Genomic DNA, 15,391 nt, shown 5'->3' on the forward strand with positions numbered 1-15,391 from the left:
AAGTAAGTAGAAATAAGTTTATAATCCATAAAAATCTCCTTTATCAATAATCATGCTATTATAAACCTATTTGGGTGCTTTGTATAGCGATAATAAATAGTTATCGGTAGGAGAGATATATTTTGGAAGATAGGGTATTTTTTTGTTTTTCAGGTAAAGATAGATTAGTTTATGCTCAGTCTCTAAATTTTCATTTAAAAAATTTAGGAATTGAAGTGTGGTACGATTATGAAAAACTGTATCTAGGAGATGACGGTGACTATGTCAATATTGAAGAGGGAGTAGAACAATCTAAGATATTTTTACTTTTTATTTCAACACAATTATTTCAAAGTACAGGAGCAATGTTAGAATTAGATGCAATTAAAACCAAAATTGATAAATATCAAGAAATAGTAATCATTCCCATTCTTTGCGAGATAACCAGTAGCCAAATTCCTAAGAAATACAATTGGATTTCTAAGTATATATATGGAGAAATGAAACTTGATATTTCTAGCGGAACCTATGATTTATCAATTGATATACTAAAACGTTTACTATACGAACAATTAAAGTCAGTAGAAATAAAAAATCTACTGACTTTAGAAAATATAACAACAGATAAATTTATCAATGCTATTATTGATAAATATAATTATATTGATAAAAATTGTTTTAGCATTAGAATCACAATGCTGTATACATTGATTTTATATTGTTTAGAAAAATACACTATTAATGATAATATTTCATATTATAGTAGTAGCTTCATTTTTAATAAAGTTAAATTTAATATTCAGCCAACTTTAAAAGAAATAGCTTGTATGGAATCAATTATACTGGTATTAATCAATAAAATTGAAGGATATTTCTTCAATAATATGTAATACTAATTCCGCTAGTTTGTCTGGACTATTTTCCGAACATAATTTCTCAATATAATTTTCTAAATAAGGGTATTCAGTTATACTTGATTTTATTTTCTCCCCTAACTCTGCTGCAGCAAATCCAGTGCTAGCAATTGGAATGATATAATTTCCTTGTTCTTTCGAAATTTTAATTTCTTCCCAAACACCCCTAGAAGTGACAATGTCACCTTTACTATTGATTGCCTGACCATACATAACAATGGTAAACTTTGTATCCGATATCAGATTTCGTCTATAAGACGTATCCTCATCTAAACTCATATCGTGAGCGAATGGTCGCATAATTAAACGTTTTTCAATATTAGCCTCATTAATTGAGTAAAGTTTTTGTATGCTGGAACCGGAAATGTAATAGCCAATGTTCTTTCCAAATCCAGTAACTATATTGTATCCTCCGTCAATTAGTTTTTCAACTAAAGATTTCGAAAGGTTATAGGCTCTAGTCTCCTCTAGTGCATCATCTAAACTACCTGAGATATAAATATTTTTACTAATTGTTTTTTCTTTTATTTCCCTCAAAATTTCTTTAATGTCTTCGGGAGTTTGGACCAACAAAACTTTTATGTTGTACCTTTTTCCTAAATCATCTATAAAAAGTTGAAAATTTTTATCCCCAGGCTTATCTATCATAATTGTATAGAATGCTTTATTATTCTTACCTATGTAACTGTGTAGCTTTTGAATAGATTTTAGAACGATATCATCAGTAAAACTATAACCAATAAATAAAAAAGTATTAGTGACTAACTCTCTTTGAAAAAAACTTAAAAATAACTCATGATTAAGGTAATAGTTTTCAATATCAGATTTTGAAATAACAATTTTTGAAATACTACCTATATCTCCGTTAAGCTTGAATATATTTACTCTATTTTTCAAACTAACAGAACCTAAGTCTTGTTCATCATGAATACTATTAATATTTATTTTTTGATACTCAAAATTCTTCTCTATTACTTTATCAAAATTAGTTGTCCAAATTGATTTGAAACCAATTTGGACAATTATTTTCATTAGTTCGCTTTCATAATCAAATTTGTTAATTTTATGATTTATTAGTGAATATAATTCTCGCTCACTATACTCATTAATAAAATATTGAGCAAGTTGAAAATAGTCTGTGATACTACTAATATCGAGTCCTAATTTTTCGGCACATGGGGTTAGAAGTTCTTTCCAAGTTGGAAAATGAGCATCTAAACTACTTCCTGCACCTAAAAATAATGATAATTCTCCATCATTAAAAGAGTCACTTATTTTTGTAATAAAACTTTTTCTATCCAAAATATATCTCTCCTACCGATAACTATTTATTATCACTAGTATACCATAAATTCATTTTTAGTTGTTTGATTTGTATAATGATTTTTTAGTTAAAATTAGATGATATTGGCCAACTATAAATTAAAACACTGTTTTGAAATTATATCGAATACTTTTGAGTCAATTACAAACTTACAACAACTAGAGAATTGTGTAGTTTGAAGGAAATAAGTACAAGTTTATTAGAAAAGTAGCATTTTATAGGATTATCACGAAAAATTCTAATTTTAGAATTATACTTTCTATTAATTTAGAACATGTTTTTTTATTTTTAAATGTTATAATAGTGTTATCAAGTAAAAGGAGCATACTATAATTGGTAACAATATAAAATTATACGAAAGACACATGGCCTGACAAAAACAGATTTGCTCGAATTGTATAAATTTTAGGCAATAGCCCTTAGCTGTTATAAAAACGGAACAAGTACCATTTCAACAGAATTCATAGACACTATTTGCCAGGAACAGTTATAAAAACTGAGTAAAGGAGTCGGAGAGTTGGTCAAGGAAGTGGAGAAAGAATTTCAAGTGGAAGTGAAAAGATTGAAGGAGTTTCATGGTAGTCACTAAGCATTTTGCGACACACGGAAAAAAATATCGTAGGCGTTTAATTAAGTATATCCTCAATCCTGATAAAGCGGACAATTTGAAATTAGTATCTGATTTTGGTATGAGCAATTACTTAGATTTTCCTAGCTATGAAGAGATGGTAGAAATGTACAATGTCAACTTTACCAATAACGACAAGTTGTACGAATACAGAAATGACCGACAAGAAAAACACCAATAAAATATTCCTGCCCACCATCTGATCCAATCATTTTCTCCTGATGATAATCTAACACCAGAAGAAATCAATCACATTGGATATGAGACTATGATGGAGTTGACAGGAGGACGTTTTCGTTTCATCGTAGCAACTTACACAGAAGTGTGAGTACTGAAATTGATACATTTTTTTATGATTTTGTTTTTGAAATTACGAATAGTAAGTTGGATAGTTTTGATTGTTTTTTCAAAAATTTCATGCTAGAATATTCTTAGTAATTTAAAACCTTCTGGTATCGGGGAATAGGGGTTCGACTCCCCTCCCCATCATTTGTTGCTAACCGATGTTTCAGACTCCACTACCTTTATTCTATTGTGTGTAGAAGTAGCAATAGAAATCCTCATAGACTTAGTGAGTGATTGGCTATTCAATGTATTGAATGATATGGAGGGCAAGTTTATGGCTATAATAATTTCGTCAGGTTTTAAATTTATGTGTCTCGTTGCAGCGGTGGGGAGCTTCGGTAGCGTTTATGCAGGGCTAGCGAGACACTACAGAAGGGCATTATAAAAGGAATGCCTTTCTGTAGTGTCCCCAAGATTGGAGTTGTTATGACAGATTCTATTATTTCTAACGCAATAAAAACAAGTATAGATCGCCCTAAATATGAGGGTTTTGATGCATGTGCTGACATTACTTTTGAATTGTTAAATGGAGAAAAAAATAAACTGATTGAAAAGATATCTTCAGGTAGTTACCTCACTTCTGAGGAGCAGTATTTTTTAATAAAACTTGAATCTATTATAAACACTCTCAACGATGAATATAACGGATTTTGCTTTTGATTTTAAAGTATCTTAGTATAAATCGGAAAAATTGCACCCCCTTTTCTATAATCGTTAAAAAGTGTATCCTATCATAGGCCACTCGAAAGGGTGGTTTTGTATTAGGTTCTTAATGTGAAAAAAATCACATTAAAATTTGTATAATGGTAAGGTAGGCTTTTAGAAAGGAGGTAAATCATGGCTAGAAGGAAAATAAGAATAATTACTCAGAAGCAAGAGACTTTCCGTCAGGCTTTTGAGAATGAACTATTTGTTGAAGACTAATGTAAATTATTTAGTAGTTTATTTAGCATGGAGGATTACTGATGAAGAGAAGAAGGTTCGCAGAAGTAAATTTCTATACTACAGATTGGCCAATAGATACTGATCAAGATATGAGTGATGGATTTTATTTTGCAAAAGATAATTGGGACGATTACGGATTTAAAACAACATATCAAGTAGTGGCTTGTTTTGAGGGGGAAAAGAACGACTTAGGGAATATTAACATCACAGTTTATCCATACTCTTCAAGTGATGTGATATCTTTTGACAAAATTAAAAAGAATTTACACTCTCAAAATATAATATCTTTAGGAAATTTAGAATATTATAGATTTCTCAATAATATTTTTGATGAAAAAGATAGAATAGAGTATTTAAAAATATTAGGAGACCTTGCATTTGATGATGAAAAATTAGAAGAATTATATAATAACCCTAATTTTCAGACGATATTCAGTTGGGCACATAAAAAGGACGTAATCAGAGATTCTTTTTTTAGAAATAATAATTATAATGAAGTTATTGATCAGTTCCATCGAGTTACTCTAGGTGGAAGTTATCAGGATAAATATGAAGTTAATCTGATTAATCTTAATGAAGAGGAAATTTTTAAATTCAATGTTGATCCTAATTCTAAAATCCCCACTTCAATGTATTCTATTATCGGAAATAATGGTAGTGGCAAAACTAATTTTTTGAAACAAATTATAAGTTTTTATCATTATCAAAAAAATGGAAGTTTACTAGATAATGCTGAAGAAAAATTATATTCTGATAGGTCGAATCTTAATCAATTTAATTCATTAGTTTGTTTTTCGTATAGTCCATTTGATTCGGGTTTTAAAAAAGAAGACTCAGATATTTATAAATTTATAGGAATAAATTTTTCGAATACTGAAGATCTAAGCGAAATTATTGCAAAAGATATTCATAAATTGTTCACTGAAGTAGGCAAAAGATACCGTACAAAGTTAGGAAATATTATAAAAAAATTTTCATTTGATCCATGGTTTTTACAAATTGAACACGCTATTGATATGGAAAATTTCAGTTTAGAAGATGTGAAGAAATTAAGCTCAGGACAAAAGATTATTCTTCTAAATTTATTAAATCTAATTATTTATGTTTCAGAAAAAACTTTTGTGATTATTGATGAACCCGAACTATTTCTACATCCACCATTATTAAAAGCTTATATACGGGCGATAGATGAAATTATAAGCGATGCCAATGGAGTTTGTTTATTAGCGACCCATTCTGCTATTGTGCTTCAAGAACTGGCTCACATCAATATTAGGAAGATAGTACGGAATTTTGATAACAATCAAAATCGAATTGAGTCAATTTCAATTAAAACTTTTGGAGAAAGCATTAGTTATATTAATAATGCGATTTTTGGTACAGATCTTAGGAACACTGGATTTTACAAATTTATAGTGGATTTAATTAAGGAAGATAAAACTGAACTAGATAAAATTGATTTTATCTTTGGAAGCGAAGCATTACTAGTAAAGAAATTTGAAGAGGTTAGTGATGAAGAAAATTAGTTCACCAAGCTTTTGTATAGCAAATGTAATTGATGAAATAGTTGGATACATGGAACAAAATCAAGGTAATAATAAATCTGGTATTATTAGGAAGCTTCATGAATCCAATTGTCTTTTACCATACTTCAATAAAATTGAAAGCGACTATCTTGAGGCTGGTGAAAATTTACAATCTTTGATTTCTAAATTAGAGCAATCAGATGAAGTTTTGGGAATTGAAAAATCAAAAATGAAAGAACTATACAAGACGTTTTACTCTTCAGAAAGTTCATTTAGGAGAGACTTGTACAAACTTACACCTAGATGTTGTCCAATTTGTGATGCCGAATGGGGTTATGCAACACATACTTTAGATCATATTTTACCAGAATCAATCTTTCCACAATTTGCTATCTTACCAATTAACTTAGTTTCAACGTGTTATAGGTGTAATCATTCAAAAAATTCGATTGTAGGCTATTCAGAAAATCAGGGAGTTTTAAATCCGTATTTTAATTCTGTAAATTTGTTACCATACTTGAAATGTTATACATATATCAAAGGTGACGATTTTATTACGCATATCCAATTAAAGAACGAGTCAGTTGTCGGACTTGATCCATTGAAATATCAAAGATTGAGATTCTTTTACGAGGAAGTTTATAAATTGAATGAAACTTATAGTGAAGTAGCACGTGTAAGTGTTTTGAATAGCCTCATTGATACGCTTTCAGAATTAGGGAATGTAACAAATGATTTTATTAAGGGGTATTTTCAATCTCTTATTATGGATGATAAAGAAGATTTAATTTTAAAGGGAGTTGTCACATTAGAATTCTTAAAAGTTTTAGTTTTAGAATCTCTTCAAGACTTGGAGGTTGAAGCGTATGATTTAATTAACAGAATGCTTCAAGAAAGACGACAAATGAGTGAAGTACAGGATATATTTTAAAATCGAGAGAGCATTCAGCTCTCTTTTTTTATCCTCTTTTCAATGATGTGATAATTTTTCCAAATTATTCTTGTTATCCTTTTATCATACTCAGGAAAATCAATCTTTGATTTTTCACTGGGGGTTTGGGGGCGAAGCCACCAAGTTATCGTATCGTTGGCTGTCAAAACTGAAAATTTTTGGTCGGCTGGCGATATGATTTTTGGGATATTGTGTCCACAATATCTGAGCTCGCAAAGACCGAACAAGGAGAGACTGAGGTCTTTAGGAATTGTACTGACAATGTGAGGCAGCCTTACATTGTCAGACAAGTATAATGTTGAAAGGATGGTAAGATGGGACAAGAAATTAAGTTAATCCGTAAGCAATTTAGAATCACGAGACAAGAAGAAAAACAGATAAAAGAAATGATGAGGGAACAAAAAGTGGATAGTTTCTCAGAATTTCTTCGTCAAAATTTATTGAAAAAGAATTATCAGTATAGAATTTTTGAAAGTTGGTTCTCCCTTTGGAAGTCTCAAAAGTTTGAACAGATTAGTCGAGATGTGTATGAAGTTCTGGTTGTCGCAAGAGAAAATCATCAAGTGACTCAAGAGCACGTCTCAATCTTATTGACTTGCGTTCAAGAATTGATTGCAGAAGTGAATCAAGTGCAGCCACTCAGTCGTGAGTTCCGTGAAAAATATATGGGTTAGGAGGATGTAATGGTTTATCGCTATCGTACCAATCTCAAAAAAGTATTTCTAACTGATCCAGAATTACACCAATTGAATGAACGGATTGCTAAGAGCAATTGTCAAAATTTCTCAGTCTATGCCAGAAAAGTTTTGCTTAATCCCAATATGTCATTTGTCACGATTAACACTGATACTTATGACCAGTTAGTTTTTGAATTGAGACGGATTGGAAATAACATCAATCAAATTGCGCGTGCGATTAATCAAAGCCATCTGATTTCTCAGGACCAATTACAAGAATTGAGTAAAGGAGTCGGAGAGTTAATTAAGGAAGTGGACAAAGAATTTCAAGTGGAGGTGAAAAGACTGAAGGAGTTTCATGGTAGTTACTAAACACTTTGCGACGCACGGAAAAAAATATCGTAGGCGTTTAATTAAGTATATTCTCAACCCTGATAAAACGGACAATTTGAAATTGGTATCTGATTTTGGCATGAGCAATTACTTGGACTTCCCTAGTCATGTAGAAATGGTAGAGATGTACAATGTCAACTTCACCAATAATGACAAGTTGTACGAGTCCAGAAATGACCGACAAGAAAAACACCAACAAACTATTCATGCCCATCATCTCATCCAATCATTTTCTCCTGAAGATAATCTGACACCTGAAGAAATTAACCGCATTGGTTATGAGACCATGATGGAATTGACAGGAGGTCGTTTTAAGTTTATCGTAGCAACTCACACAGACAAAGATCATGTTCATAATCACATCCTAATCAACGCTATTGACCGCAATTCAGATAAAAAGTTGATATGGAACTATGCCTTGGAACGAAACCTCCGTATGATTTCAGACCGTATTTCTAAAATGGCTGGTGCAAAAATTATTGAGAAACGTTATTCCTATCGAGATTATAAAAAATATAAGGAATCTAGTCATAAATTTGAATTGAAACAATGTCTTTATTTTTTGCTTCAGCAATCTAAATCGTTTGATGATTTTTTAGAGAAAGCAAAGCAGTTGCATGTTCAGATTGATTTTAGTCAAAAGTATAGCCGTTTTTTGATGACAGATAGAACGATGGTAAAACCAATTCGAGGTCGCCAACTTAGTAAACGAGATTTATATGATGAAGACTTTTTTAAAACATATTTTGCAAAACAAGAGATTGAAAGTCGTTTAAAATTTTTACTAAAGTCTGTTTATTTATTAGAAGAATTGCATGTAAAGGCTAAAGAGTTGAATCTAACCATCGAGTTAAAACAGAAAAATGTGATGTTTACCCTAGAAGAAGATGGCAAAAAGATAAGCCTGAGTCATAAAAAAATTAGCGATAAGAAATTGTACGATGTTCAATTTTTTAATCGTTATTTTGAAGATAGAGAAGTTAGAGATATTCAAGCATTAGAAAATCTTCAGGAAGATTTTCAGACTTTTCGAGAGGAGCAGCATAAGGAGAAAGTCTCCGCTGAAGAAATCGAGGAAGCCTTCAAGAAATACAAGGAAAAACGAGATGCTATCCATGAGTTTGAGATTGAACTTACGGATAATCAGATAGAGAAGTTGGTTGATGATGGTGTCTATATCCAGGTTTCGTTTGGTATCAAACAGAGTGGACTCATCTTTATTCCTAACTACCAGCTAGATATTTTTGAGGAAGACAATCATAAAAAATATAAAGTTTACATTCGAGAAACGTCTTCTTACTTTGTCTATAATAAAGAAAACATGGATAATAATTGTTTCATCAAGGGTAGGACCTTAATCAGACAATTGAGCAACGATAGCCAAAAACTCCCCTATAGACGACCAACTTTAAAAAGTCTTCAAGAGAAGATTTCTGAAATTAATCTTATGATTGAACTATCTAATACGAACAAACAATACCAAGAAATCAAAGATGAGCTTGTATTAGAAATTGCAGAGATTGATATGCAGCTAGAAGAAACCCAAGAAAAAATCGCCACCTTAAACAAGATGGCGGAAGTCCTTATCAATTTGAAGAGTGAAGATCATGAGACTAGAAAATTAGCTAAGTATAATTTTGACCAAATGAACATGACGGAATCAATAATGTTAGATCGACTCAATACAGATATTTTAAAATTACAACAGGAACTTGGTAATGAAATTAATAAATATGAGGAGATAGCTAGAAGATTGGATTTGTTTGTGAAAATTATTAATACCAATAAATTTACAGTTCTAAAATTTCACGAGAATGCCTTACTAGAATAATATTATTTACGACTAATTAGTTAAAAGATAGAGAATAATTTCATTTATTTTTTGTTTACTAGTTTATTAAAATGGTCAGTATAGTGTAATTTTAACTTATCTTCTCCTAAAATATCGAAGACTTGTATGGCTTGTTTCATTTTTTCAATTCCACTGGTTGATTGGTAACGTTTAAATTCAAAGTAACCAGTTGCATAGAGAAAAACTGTTTGTTCATAAAAGTTTAGTTCATTATCCAACAATGTCTTTATCTTACTAATTAAATAGGAGCAATTAGAAAATTCTTCCTTACCAATGCTTAGAATGAAGCAATTAATAGCAAGCTGAGAGACAATCTGCTTATTAGTTTTATTCAGAGATGAGTAAATATAGTTATTTAACATCTCTTTAGTTAATAAGAAGTAGGAGTTGTAGTTAATTGTGCGTACACAGTTACCTAATAAAATGATTTCATAATAGCCCCATTTTTCAACTTTGAAAAGATAGTCTGTCAGATGAAGAAGCTCTTCATCTGATGGAATGATGTTCGAATCCATTGTGTGTAAAATAGATTTTACCATTGTTTTCTCAAAAGAATTTAGAGTGTAATCAGAAGTATCAGAAAGTAGACATGCTATATTATTGATACTTTGTGATGAATATTGCTTACGAATGTATTGTACTAGATTAGCAAATGATTCGGAACTGGTATAGTCGTCATTGTGTAAAACAAGGAACTCATCCAAAGTAATATGTAATTTGTCTAAAATATTGATTAGTCGAATACAAGATATCTCTGACTCCCCACGTTCAAAACGAGATATTTGTGATTTTGAAAGATGTTCATCTGCTACAGAGCATAGACTAATTTGTTTTCCTTTACGAACTTTTCTAAGTGTGATGCCAAGTTTTGATTTCATAATTTCCCATTTTCCCAACAAAAATTAAATCCGTTTTTATTTATTGTACAATAAATAAAAACGGAAAGGAAGTCCAAGTATGAAGAAAATTTCAAAATTTTTACCGATTTTGGTTTTGGTGATGGATATTATCATCATTGTTGGTGGGTAAGATGCTTAGGTGTACACCTAAGTCTTTAGATGATATCTAAAGACTTAGTACTGGTTGGAGGATACGATGAAAGATAGTATGATTAATTATTGGTTAAATTATTTTCCGGAGTATAGTTTAGAAACGTTTGAAGTAGAATAGATATTAAGGACCTTTCTTTCTCTTATTCCAAAGACTCAGCTCCTGTAATAGAAAATTTAAATTTGACTATTGAGTCAGGACAGAGAATTGCACTAGTCGGTCAACCGAGGTCAGGAAAAAGTACATTATCAAAAATACCATCAGGATTATATAAGATTGATACAGGAAAAGTTTTATGTGATTGTGTAAATATTAATCAAATAGATAAAAAATATTAAGTCAAAATTTAGAAGTAGTTCCACAGGATTCATTTTTATTGAACAGAAGTATTCTTGATAATATAACTTTAAAGCACGAAGTTACTTCACAAAAGATAGAGGAAGTTTGTAAAGCAGTTCAAATCTATGATGAAATCATGGCTATGCCGATGAAATTTAACACTATCATCTCAGATTTGGGTTCAAATATTTCAGGTGGTCAAAGACAACGGATAGCACTGGCACGTGCATTAATAAATAACCCTAGTATTGTAATTTTAGATGAAGCAACTAGTGCATTAGACACTATTAATGAGGAAAGAATAACAAAGTATATAAAAAGTAAGGGCTGTACTCAAATAATTGTAGCTCATAGATTGTCAACGATTAAGGATGCAGATATTATTTTTGTAATGAAAAGTGGTAAGATTGTTGAGTCAGGAAATCATAAGTACTTAATGGCTCTTGGTGGAGAGTACTACAGCTTATATACAAAAAGGAAATTAGGTGTAAAGAAAATGAAGAAAGAAAATGAATATGTAATTTCAACAGCAGCCTCACTAGGGGTGATGATTGGAATAGTGTTTGCAATTTTTTTAGATTTTCCAGTTGAATATGGTATTTCTTTAGGCTTGTTGAATGGAATAGTATTGGGGTCGCTGATTTCTTACAAAAACAATAAGAATTAAGCATAATTTTTTGCTGTAAACTAAGGAGTAGAGATGGCTATAGTTGAAATTATAAATCTAACAAAAAGCTTTAAAGATATTGAAGTTATTCATAACACTTAAGTACAGCCTGTTGCTCGCTTCCTAGTTTGCTCTTTGATTTTAATTAGAATTCCCCAACTGTCTAACTCAACAAAAAAATCCCCAATCGGAGCGATTGAGGATTAAGCGAATGATTCTTAAACAATACCTTGTGCAATCATAGCGTTTGCTACATTTTCAAAGGCAGCAATGTTAGCTCCTGCAAGGTAGTCTTTATCAAGACCATATGTTTCTGAAGTTGTTTTAGCTGTGTTGAAGATGTTTGTCATGATGTCTTTGAGACGTCCATCAACTTCTTCACGAGTCCATGAGAGGCGAAGACTATTTTGGCTCATTTCAAGGGCTGAAACTGCTACACCACCAGCGTTGGCAGCTTTTGCAGGTCCGTAGAAGATACCATTTTCTTTGTAAACTTTGATGGCATCAAGGTCGCTTGGCATGTTGGCACCTTCAGATACACAGATAACGCCTTGAGCAACCAAGCGTTTAGCTGCTTCACCGTTGATTTCGTTTTGAGTAGCACATGGAAGAGCAATGTCATAGTTTCCAGCGTAAGTCCATACAGAACCTTCGTGGTATGTTGCAGTTGCTTTTTCGACAGCATACTCAGTCAAACGAGCACGACGTTTTTCTTTAACATCTACTAAAAGATCGAAGTCGATACCATTTTCATCGATGACATAACCATTTGAGTCAGAAACAGAGATAACAGTTGCACCAAGTTCAGTCGCTTTTTGAAGAGCGTATTGGGCTACGTTACCAGAACCTGAAATAACCACTTTCTTACCAGCAAAGCTGTTGCCGTTAGCTTTAAGCATTTCTTCAGTGTAGTAAACCAAACCGTAACCAGTTGCTTCTGGACGAATCAAGCTACCACCAAATCCAAGAGGTTTACCAGTCAAGACACCAGCATCAAATTGGTTAAGGCGTTTGTATTGACCGTAAAGGTAACCAATTTCACGCCCACCAACACCGATATCACCAGCAGGTACGTCAAGTGATGGTCCGATATGTTTTTGCAATTCAGTCATGAAGCTTTGGCAGAAACGCATCACTTCATCATCTGTTTTACCTTTAGGATCGAAGTCTGATCCACCTTTACCTCCACCGATAGGAAGTCCAGTCAAGACGTTTTTGAAGATTTGTTCAAATCCGAGGAATTTCAAAATTCCTTGGTTAACAGTTGGGTGGAAACGAAGTCCGCCTTTGTATGGTCCAACAGCTGAGTTGAATTGAACACGGTAGCCACGGTTTACTTGAATGTTTCCATCACGGTCAACCCAAGGAACACGGAAAGAAATCACGCGCTCTGGCTCAGTAATACGTGCCAAGATATTTTCTTCGATATACTCAGGGTGTTTTTCAAATACAGGTTCTAAAGTGTTGAAAAATTCTTCAACAGCTTGGAGGAATTCAGCCTCGTGCCCGTTACGAGCTTTTACAGTTTCAAACACGCTTTGGATATATTCTTTAGCAGATGTCATATCGTTCTCCTTAAATTCTAATTTAATTATGTGTGTCATTATAGCAGAATTTTTTTTAACTGTAAAGAGAAAAAACAAAAATTTTCTAAAAATTCTTTCAATTTAGTTTTTGGGATTTATTGAAAGTAGATAAAAAACGAACGTTTTTCTTATAAATGCCTTTCTTAAAGAGAAAATCTGAAAATGTGGTATAATATTAGCAATAAAAGGAATCTGGAGGATCAGAATCATGGTATCAACGAAAACGCAAATTGCTGGTTTTGAGTTTGACAATTGTTTGATGAATGCAGCAGGTGTGGCTTGTATGACGATAGAGGAGCTGGAAGGGGTTAAAAACTCAGCGGCAGGAACCTTTGTCACAAAGACTGCGACTTTGGACTTTCGTCAGGGTAACCCTGAACCACGTTATCAGGATGTTCCACTTGGTTCTATCAACTCTATGGGCTTGCCAAATAATGGCTTAGACTATTATTTGGACTACCTTTTGGATTTGCAGGAAAAAGAGCCGAACCGAACTTTCTTCTTATCTCTGGTCGGTATGTCTCCAGAGGAAACCCATACTATCTTGAAAAAAGTCCAAGAGAGTGAATTTTGTGGTCTGACTGAGCTAAACCTTTCTTGTCCAAATGTGCCAGGAAAACCTCAGATTGCCTATGATTTTGAGACAACCGACCGGATTTTGGCAGAGGTGTTTGCCTACTTCACCAAACCTCTTGGAATTAAATTGCCACCATATTTTGACATTGTTCACTTTGACCAAGCGGCAGCTATTTTCAACAAATATCCGCTCAAGTTTGTCAACTGCGTTAACTCTATCGGAAACGGCCTTTATATAGAAGATGAGTCCGTCGTTATTCGTCCTAAAAATGGATTTGGGGGCATTGGTGGGGAGTATATTAAACCAACTGCTTTAGCTAACGTTCACGCCTTCTACCAACGTCTCAATCCTCAAATCCAAATAATCGGAACAGGTGGCGTTTTGACTGGTCGTGATGCCTTTGAACATATCCTCTGTGGAGCGAGTATGGTGCAGGTGGGAACTACCCTTCACAAAGAAGGCGTCGGTGCCTTCGAACGCATTACCAATGAACTGAAAGAAATCATGGCGGAAAAAGGGTACGAAAGCCTAGAAGATTTCCGTGGGAAATTACGCTATATCGACTAAATTCATTAAAAAATCAGAAGAAAGGAGAGAAGATGCTAGCCATTGAAGAAAGTCAGAAGTTGACTTTATTAAATTTACCTAGTCTGAGCCTATTTACAGGGACAGATCAGGGTCAGTTTGAAGTTATGAAGAGTCAAGTATTGAAACAGATTGGCTATGATTCTGCTGACCTCAACTTTGCCTACTTTGATATGAAAGAAGTAGTTTACAAGGATGTGGAACTGGAGTTGGTCAGCCTTCCTTTCTTTTCGGATGAGAAAATCGTGATATTGGATCATTTTGTCGATATCACAACAGCCAAGAAACGCTTTTTAACAGATGATGAACTCAAGTCATTTGAGGGATACCTTGATAACCCTTCACCAACAACCAAGTTGTTGATCTTTGCGGAAGGAAAACTGGATAGCAAAAGGCGATTGGTTAAATTACTGAAGCGTGATGCTAAGGTTTTTGACGCAGTAGAAGCCAAAGAACAAGAATTGCGCCAGTATTTCCAAAAGTGGAGCCAGAAACAAGGTCTGCAGTTTAGCAATCATTCTTTTGAAAATCTCCTCATCAAGTCTGGTTTTCAATTTAGCGAAATCCAGAAAAATCTCCTCTTTTTACAGTCCTATAAGATGGACTCTGTTATCGAGGAAGAGGATATTGTCAACGCAATTCCCAAGACCTTACAGGACAATATTTTTGATTTAACTCAGTTTATTCTGACTAAAAAGATGGATCAGGCGCGTGACTTGGTTAGAGATTTGACCTTGCAAGGTGAAGATGAAATTAAACTGATTGCAGTCATGCTAGGACAATTTCGGACTTTTACTCAGGTGAAGATTTTGGCGGAGTCTGGGCAAACAGAATCTCAGATTGCAAGTAGTCTAGGTAGTTTTCTCGGACGCAATCCAAATCCCTATCAGATTAAGTTTGCGCTGAGGGATTCACGAGGACTTTCCTTGAGCTTTTTGAAGCAAGCTATTTCTTATTTGATTGAGACAGACTATCAGATTAAGACAGGTCTTTATGAAAAAGGTTTCCTTTTTGAAAAGGCACTCTTACAGATTGCTAGTCAGGTCAATTGA

The 15,391-nt window shown here is 33.0% G+C and carries 15 protein-coding genes and 2 pseudogenes; 14 read left to right on the forward strand and 3 right to left on the reverse strand.

Annotation, left to right across the window (positions count from 1 at the left end; translation table 11 throughout):
- Positions 1-122 precede the first annotated feature (122 nt).
- Positions 123-869 (forward strand): toll/interleukin-1 receptor domain-containing protein, encoded by a 747-nt coding sequence (locus QM424_RS00005; protein WP_414392569.1) that lies wholly within the window; start codon positions 123-125, stop codon positions 867-869.
- On the opposite strand, the gene QM424_RS00010 is transcribed toward QM424_RS00005, so the two are convergent.
- Positions 828-2,195, reverse strand: a complete 1,368-nt coding sequence (locus tag QM424_RS00010) for an SIR2 family protein (protein ID WP_080980799.1) — start codon at positions 2,193-2,195, stop codon at positions 828-830. The two genes, QM424_RS00005 and QM424_RS00010, sit on opposite strands and share 42 nt — an antisense overlap.
- Positions 2,196-2,710: 515 nt before the next feature.
- Here QM424_RS00010 and QM424_RS00015 point away from each other — a divergent pair.
- From QM424_RS00015 to QM424_RS00050, 8 genes and pseudogenes are all read left to right on the forward strand, one after another.
- Positions 2,711-2,806 (forward strand): annotated as a pseudogene (locus tag QM424_RS00015) (plasmid mobilization relaxosome protein MobC); the annotation flags it as partial.
- Positions 2,793-3,167, forward strand: a pseudogene (locus QM424_RS00020) (relaxase/mobilization nuclease domain-containing protein); the annotation flags it as partial. The pseudogenes QM424_RS00015 and QM424_RS00020, both read left to right, overlap by 14 nt.
- Positions 3,168-3,616: 449 nt before the next feature.
- Positions 3,617-3,850: a hypothetical protein gene (locus QM424_RS00025; protein WP_101784651.1), complete on the forward strand. Its 234-nt coding sequence runs from the start codon at positions 3,617-3,619 to the stop codon at positions 3,848-3,850.
- Positions 3,851-4,155: 305 nt separating this feature from the next.
- Complete coding sequence (locus QM424_RS00030) at positions 4,156-5,661, forward strand: AAA family ATPase (protein ID WP_050243436.1); 1,506 nt, start codon at positions 4,156-4,158, stop codon at positions 5,659-5,661.
- Positions 5,648-6,592 (forward strand): HNH endonuclease, encoded by a 945-nt coding sequence (locus QM424_RS00035; RefSeq protein WP_050243434.1) that lies wholly within the window; start codon positions 5,648-5,650, stop codon positions 6,590-6,592. The genes QM424_RS00030 and QM424_RS00035 overlap by 14 nt, the downstream gene beginning before the upstream one ends.
- 335 nt (positions 6,593-6,927) lie before the next feature.
- Positions 6,928-7,287 carry an SAG1252 family conjugative relaxosome accessory protein gene (locus QM424_RS00040; RefSeq protein ID WP_101782564.1) on the forward strand — a complete coding sequence of 120 codons (360 nt, stop codon included), beginning with the start codon at positions 6,928-6,930 and terminating at the stop codon, positions 7,285-7,287.
- A 9-nt stretch (positions 7,288-7,296) separates the two neighbouring features.
- A complete protein-coding gene (mobC, locus tag QM424_RS00045) occupies positions 7,297-7,662 on the forward strand; it encodes a plasmid mobilization relaxosome protein MobC (protein ID WP_000263039.1) in 366 nt (121 codons plus the stop codon).
- A complete protein-coding gene (locus QM424_RS00050; protein WP_414392570.1) occupies positions 7,649-9,514 on the forward strand; it encodes an SAG1250 family conjugative relaxase in 1,866 nt (621 codons plus the stop codon). The genes mobC and QM424_RS00050 overlap by 14 nt, the downstream gene beginning before the upstream one ends.
- A gap of 44 nt (positions 9,515-9,558) precedes the next feature.
- Here the strand turns inward: QM424_RS00050 and QM424_RS00055 are convergent, their stop codons facing one another.
- Positions 9,559-10,413: a helix-turn-helix domain-containing protein gene (locus tag QM424_RS00055; RefSeq protein WP_101782566.1), complete on the reverse strand. Its 855-nt coding sequence runs from the start codon at positions 10,411-10,413 to the stop codon at positions 9,559-9,561.
- Between the two features lie 79 nt (positions 10,414-10,492).
- Between QM424_RS00055 and shp3 the strand changes: the two genes are divergently transcribed.
- The 3 genes from shp3 (at position 10,493) to QM424_RS00070 (ending at position 11,591) form a co-directional block, all read left to right on the forward strand.
- Positions 10,493-10,564 carry a peptide pheromone SHP3 gene (gene shp3, locus QM424_RS00060; protein ID WP_001812431.1) on the forward strand — a complete coding sequence of 24 codons (72 nt, stop codon included), beginning with the start codon at positions 10,493-10,495 and terminating at the stop codon, positions 10,562-10,564.
- 203 nt (positions 10,565-10,767) lie between these two features.
- Positions 10,768-10,923 (forward strand): ATP-binding cassette domain-containing protein, encoded by a 156-nt coding sequence (locus QM424_RS00065; RefSeq protein ID WP_257958639.1) that lies wholly within the window; start codon positions 10,768-10,770, stop codon positions 10,921-10,923.
- Positions 10,924-10,961: 38 nt separating this feature from the next.
- Positions 10,962-11,591 carry an ATP-binding cassette domain-containing protein gene (locus tag QM424_RS00070; protein ID WP_257958642.1) on the forward strand — a complete coding sequence of 210 codons (630 nt, stop codon included), beginning with the start codon at positions 10,962-10,964 and terminating at the stop codon, positions 11,589-11,591.
- Between the two features lie 218 nt (positions 11,592-11,809).
- On the opposite strand, the gene gdhA is transcribed toward QM424_RS00070, so the two are convergent.
- Positions 11,810-13,156 (reverse strand): NADP-specific glutamate dehydrogenase, encoded by a 1,347-nt coding sequence (gene gdhA / locus QM424_RS00075; protein ID WP_414392571.1) that lies wholly within the window; start codon positions 13,154-13,156, stop codon positions 11,810-11,812.
- A 229-nt stretch (positions 13,157-13,385) separates the two neighbouring features.
- Between gdhA and QM424_RS00080 the strand changes: the two genes are divergently transcribed.
- Both QM424_RS00080 and holA read left to right on the forward strand, forming a co-directional pair.
- Positions 13,386-14,321 (forward strand): dihydroorotate oxidase, encoded by a 936-nt coding sequence (locus tag QM424_RS00080; protein WP_125450693.1) that lies wholly within the window; start codon positions 13,386-13,388, stop codon positions 14,319-14,321.
- 32 nt (positions 14,322-14,353) lie between these two features.
- On the forward strand, positions 14,354-15,391 hold the full coding sequence (gene holA, locus QM424_RS00085) for a DNA polymerase III subunit delta (protein ID WP_000879634.1): 1,038 nt from the start codon (positions 14,354-14,356) through the stop codon (positions 15,389-15,391).

It is taken from the genome of Streptococcus mitis (assembly GCF_047464945.1).
Classification (GTDB): Bacteria; Bacillota; Bacilli; order Lactobacillales; family Streptococcaceae; genus Streptococcus; species Streptococcus mitis_EA.

Excerpts from the sequence above, each read along its gene's own strand:
- QM424_RS00025 (WP_101784651.1), top strand. The coding sequence starts at position 3,617 with ATGACAGATTCTATTATTTCTAACGCAATAAAAACAAGTATAGATCGC.
- QM424_RS00030 (WP_050243436.1), top strand. The coding sequence starts at position 4,156 with ATGAAGAGAAGAAGGTTCGCAGAAGTAAATTTCTATACTACAGATTGG.
- QM424_RS00035 (WP_050243434.1), top strand. The coding sequence starts at position 5,648 with ATGAAGAAAATTAGTTCACCAAGCTTTTGTATAGCAAATGTAATTGAT.
- QM424_RS00040 (WP_101782564.1), top strand. The coding sequence starts at position 6,928 with ATGGGACAAGAAATTAAGTTAATCCGTAAGCAATTTAGAATCACGAGA.
- mobC (WP_000263039.1), top strand. The coding sequence starts at position 7,297 with ATGGTTTATCGCTATCGTACCAATCTCAAAAAAGTATTTCTAACTGAT.
- QM424_RS00050 (WP_414392570.1), top strand. The coding sequence starts at position 7,649 with ATGGTAGTTACTAAACACTTTGCGACGCACGGAAAAAAATATCGTAGG.
- QM424_RS00055 (WP_101782566.1), bottom strand. The coding sequence starts at position 10,413 with ATGAAATCAAAACTTGGCATCACACTTAGAAAAGTTCGTAAAGGAAAA.
- gdhA (WP_414392571.1), bottom strand. The coding sequence starts at position 13,156 with ATGACATCTGCTAAAGAATATATCCAAAGCGTGTTTGAAACTGTAAAA.
- QM424_RS00080 (WP_125450693.1), top strand. The coding sequence starts at position 13,386 with ATGGTATCAACGAAAACGCAAATTGCTGGTTTTGAGTTTGACAATTGT.
- holA (WP_000879634.1), top strand. The coding sequence starts at position 14,354 with ATGCTAGCCATTGAAGAAAGTCAGAAGTTGACTTTATTAAATTTACCT.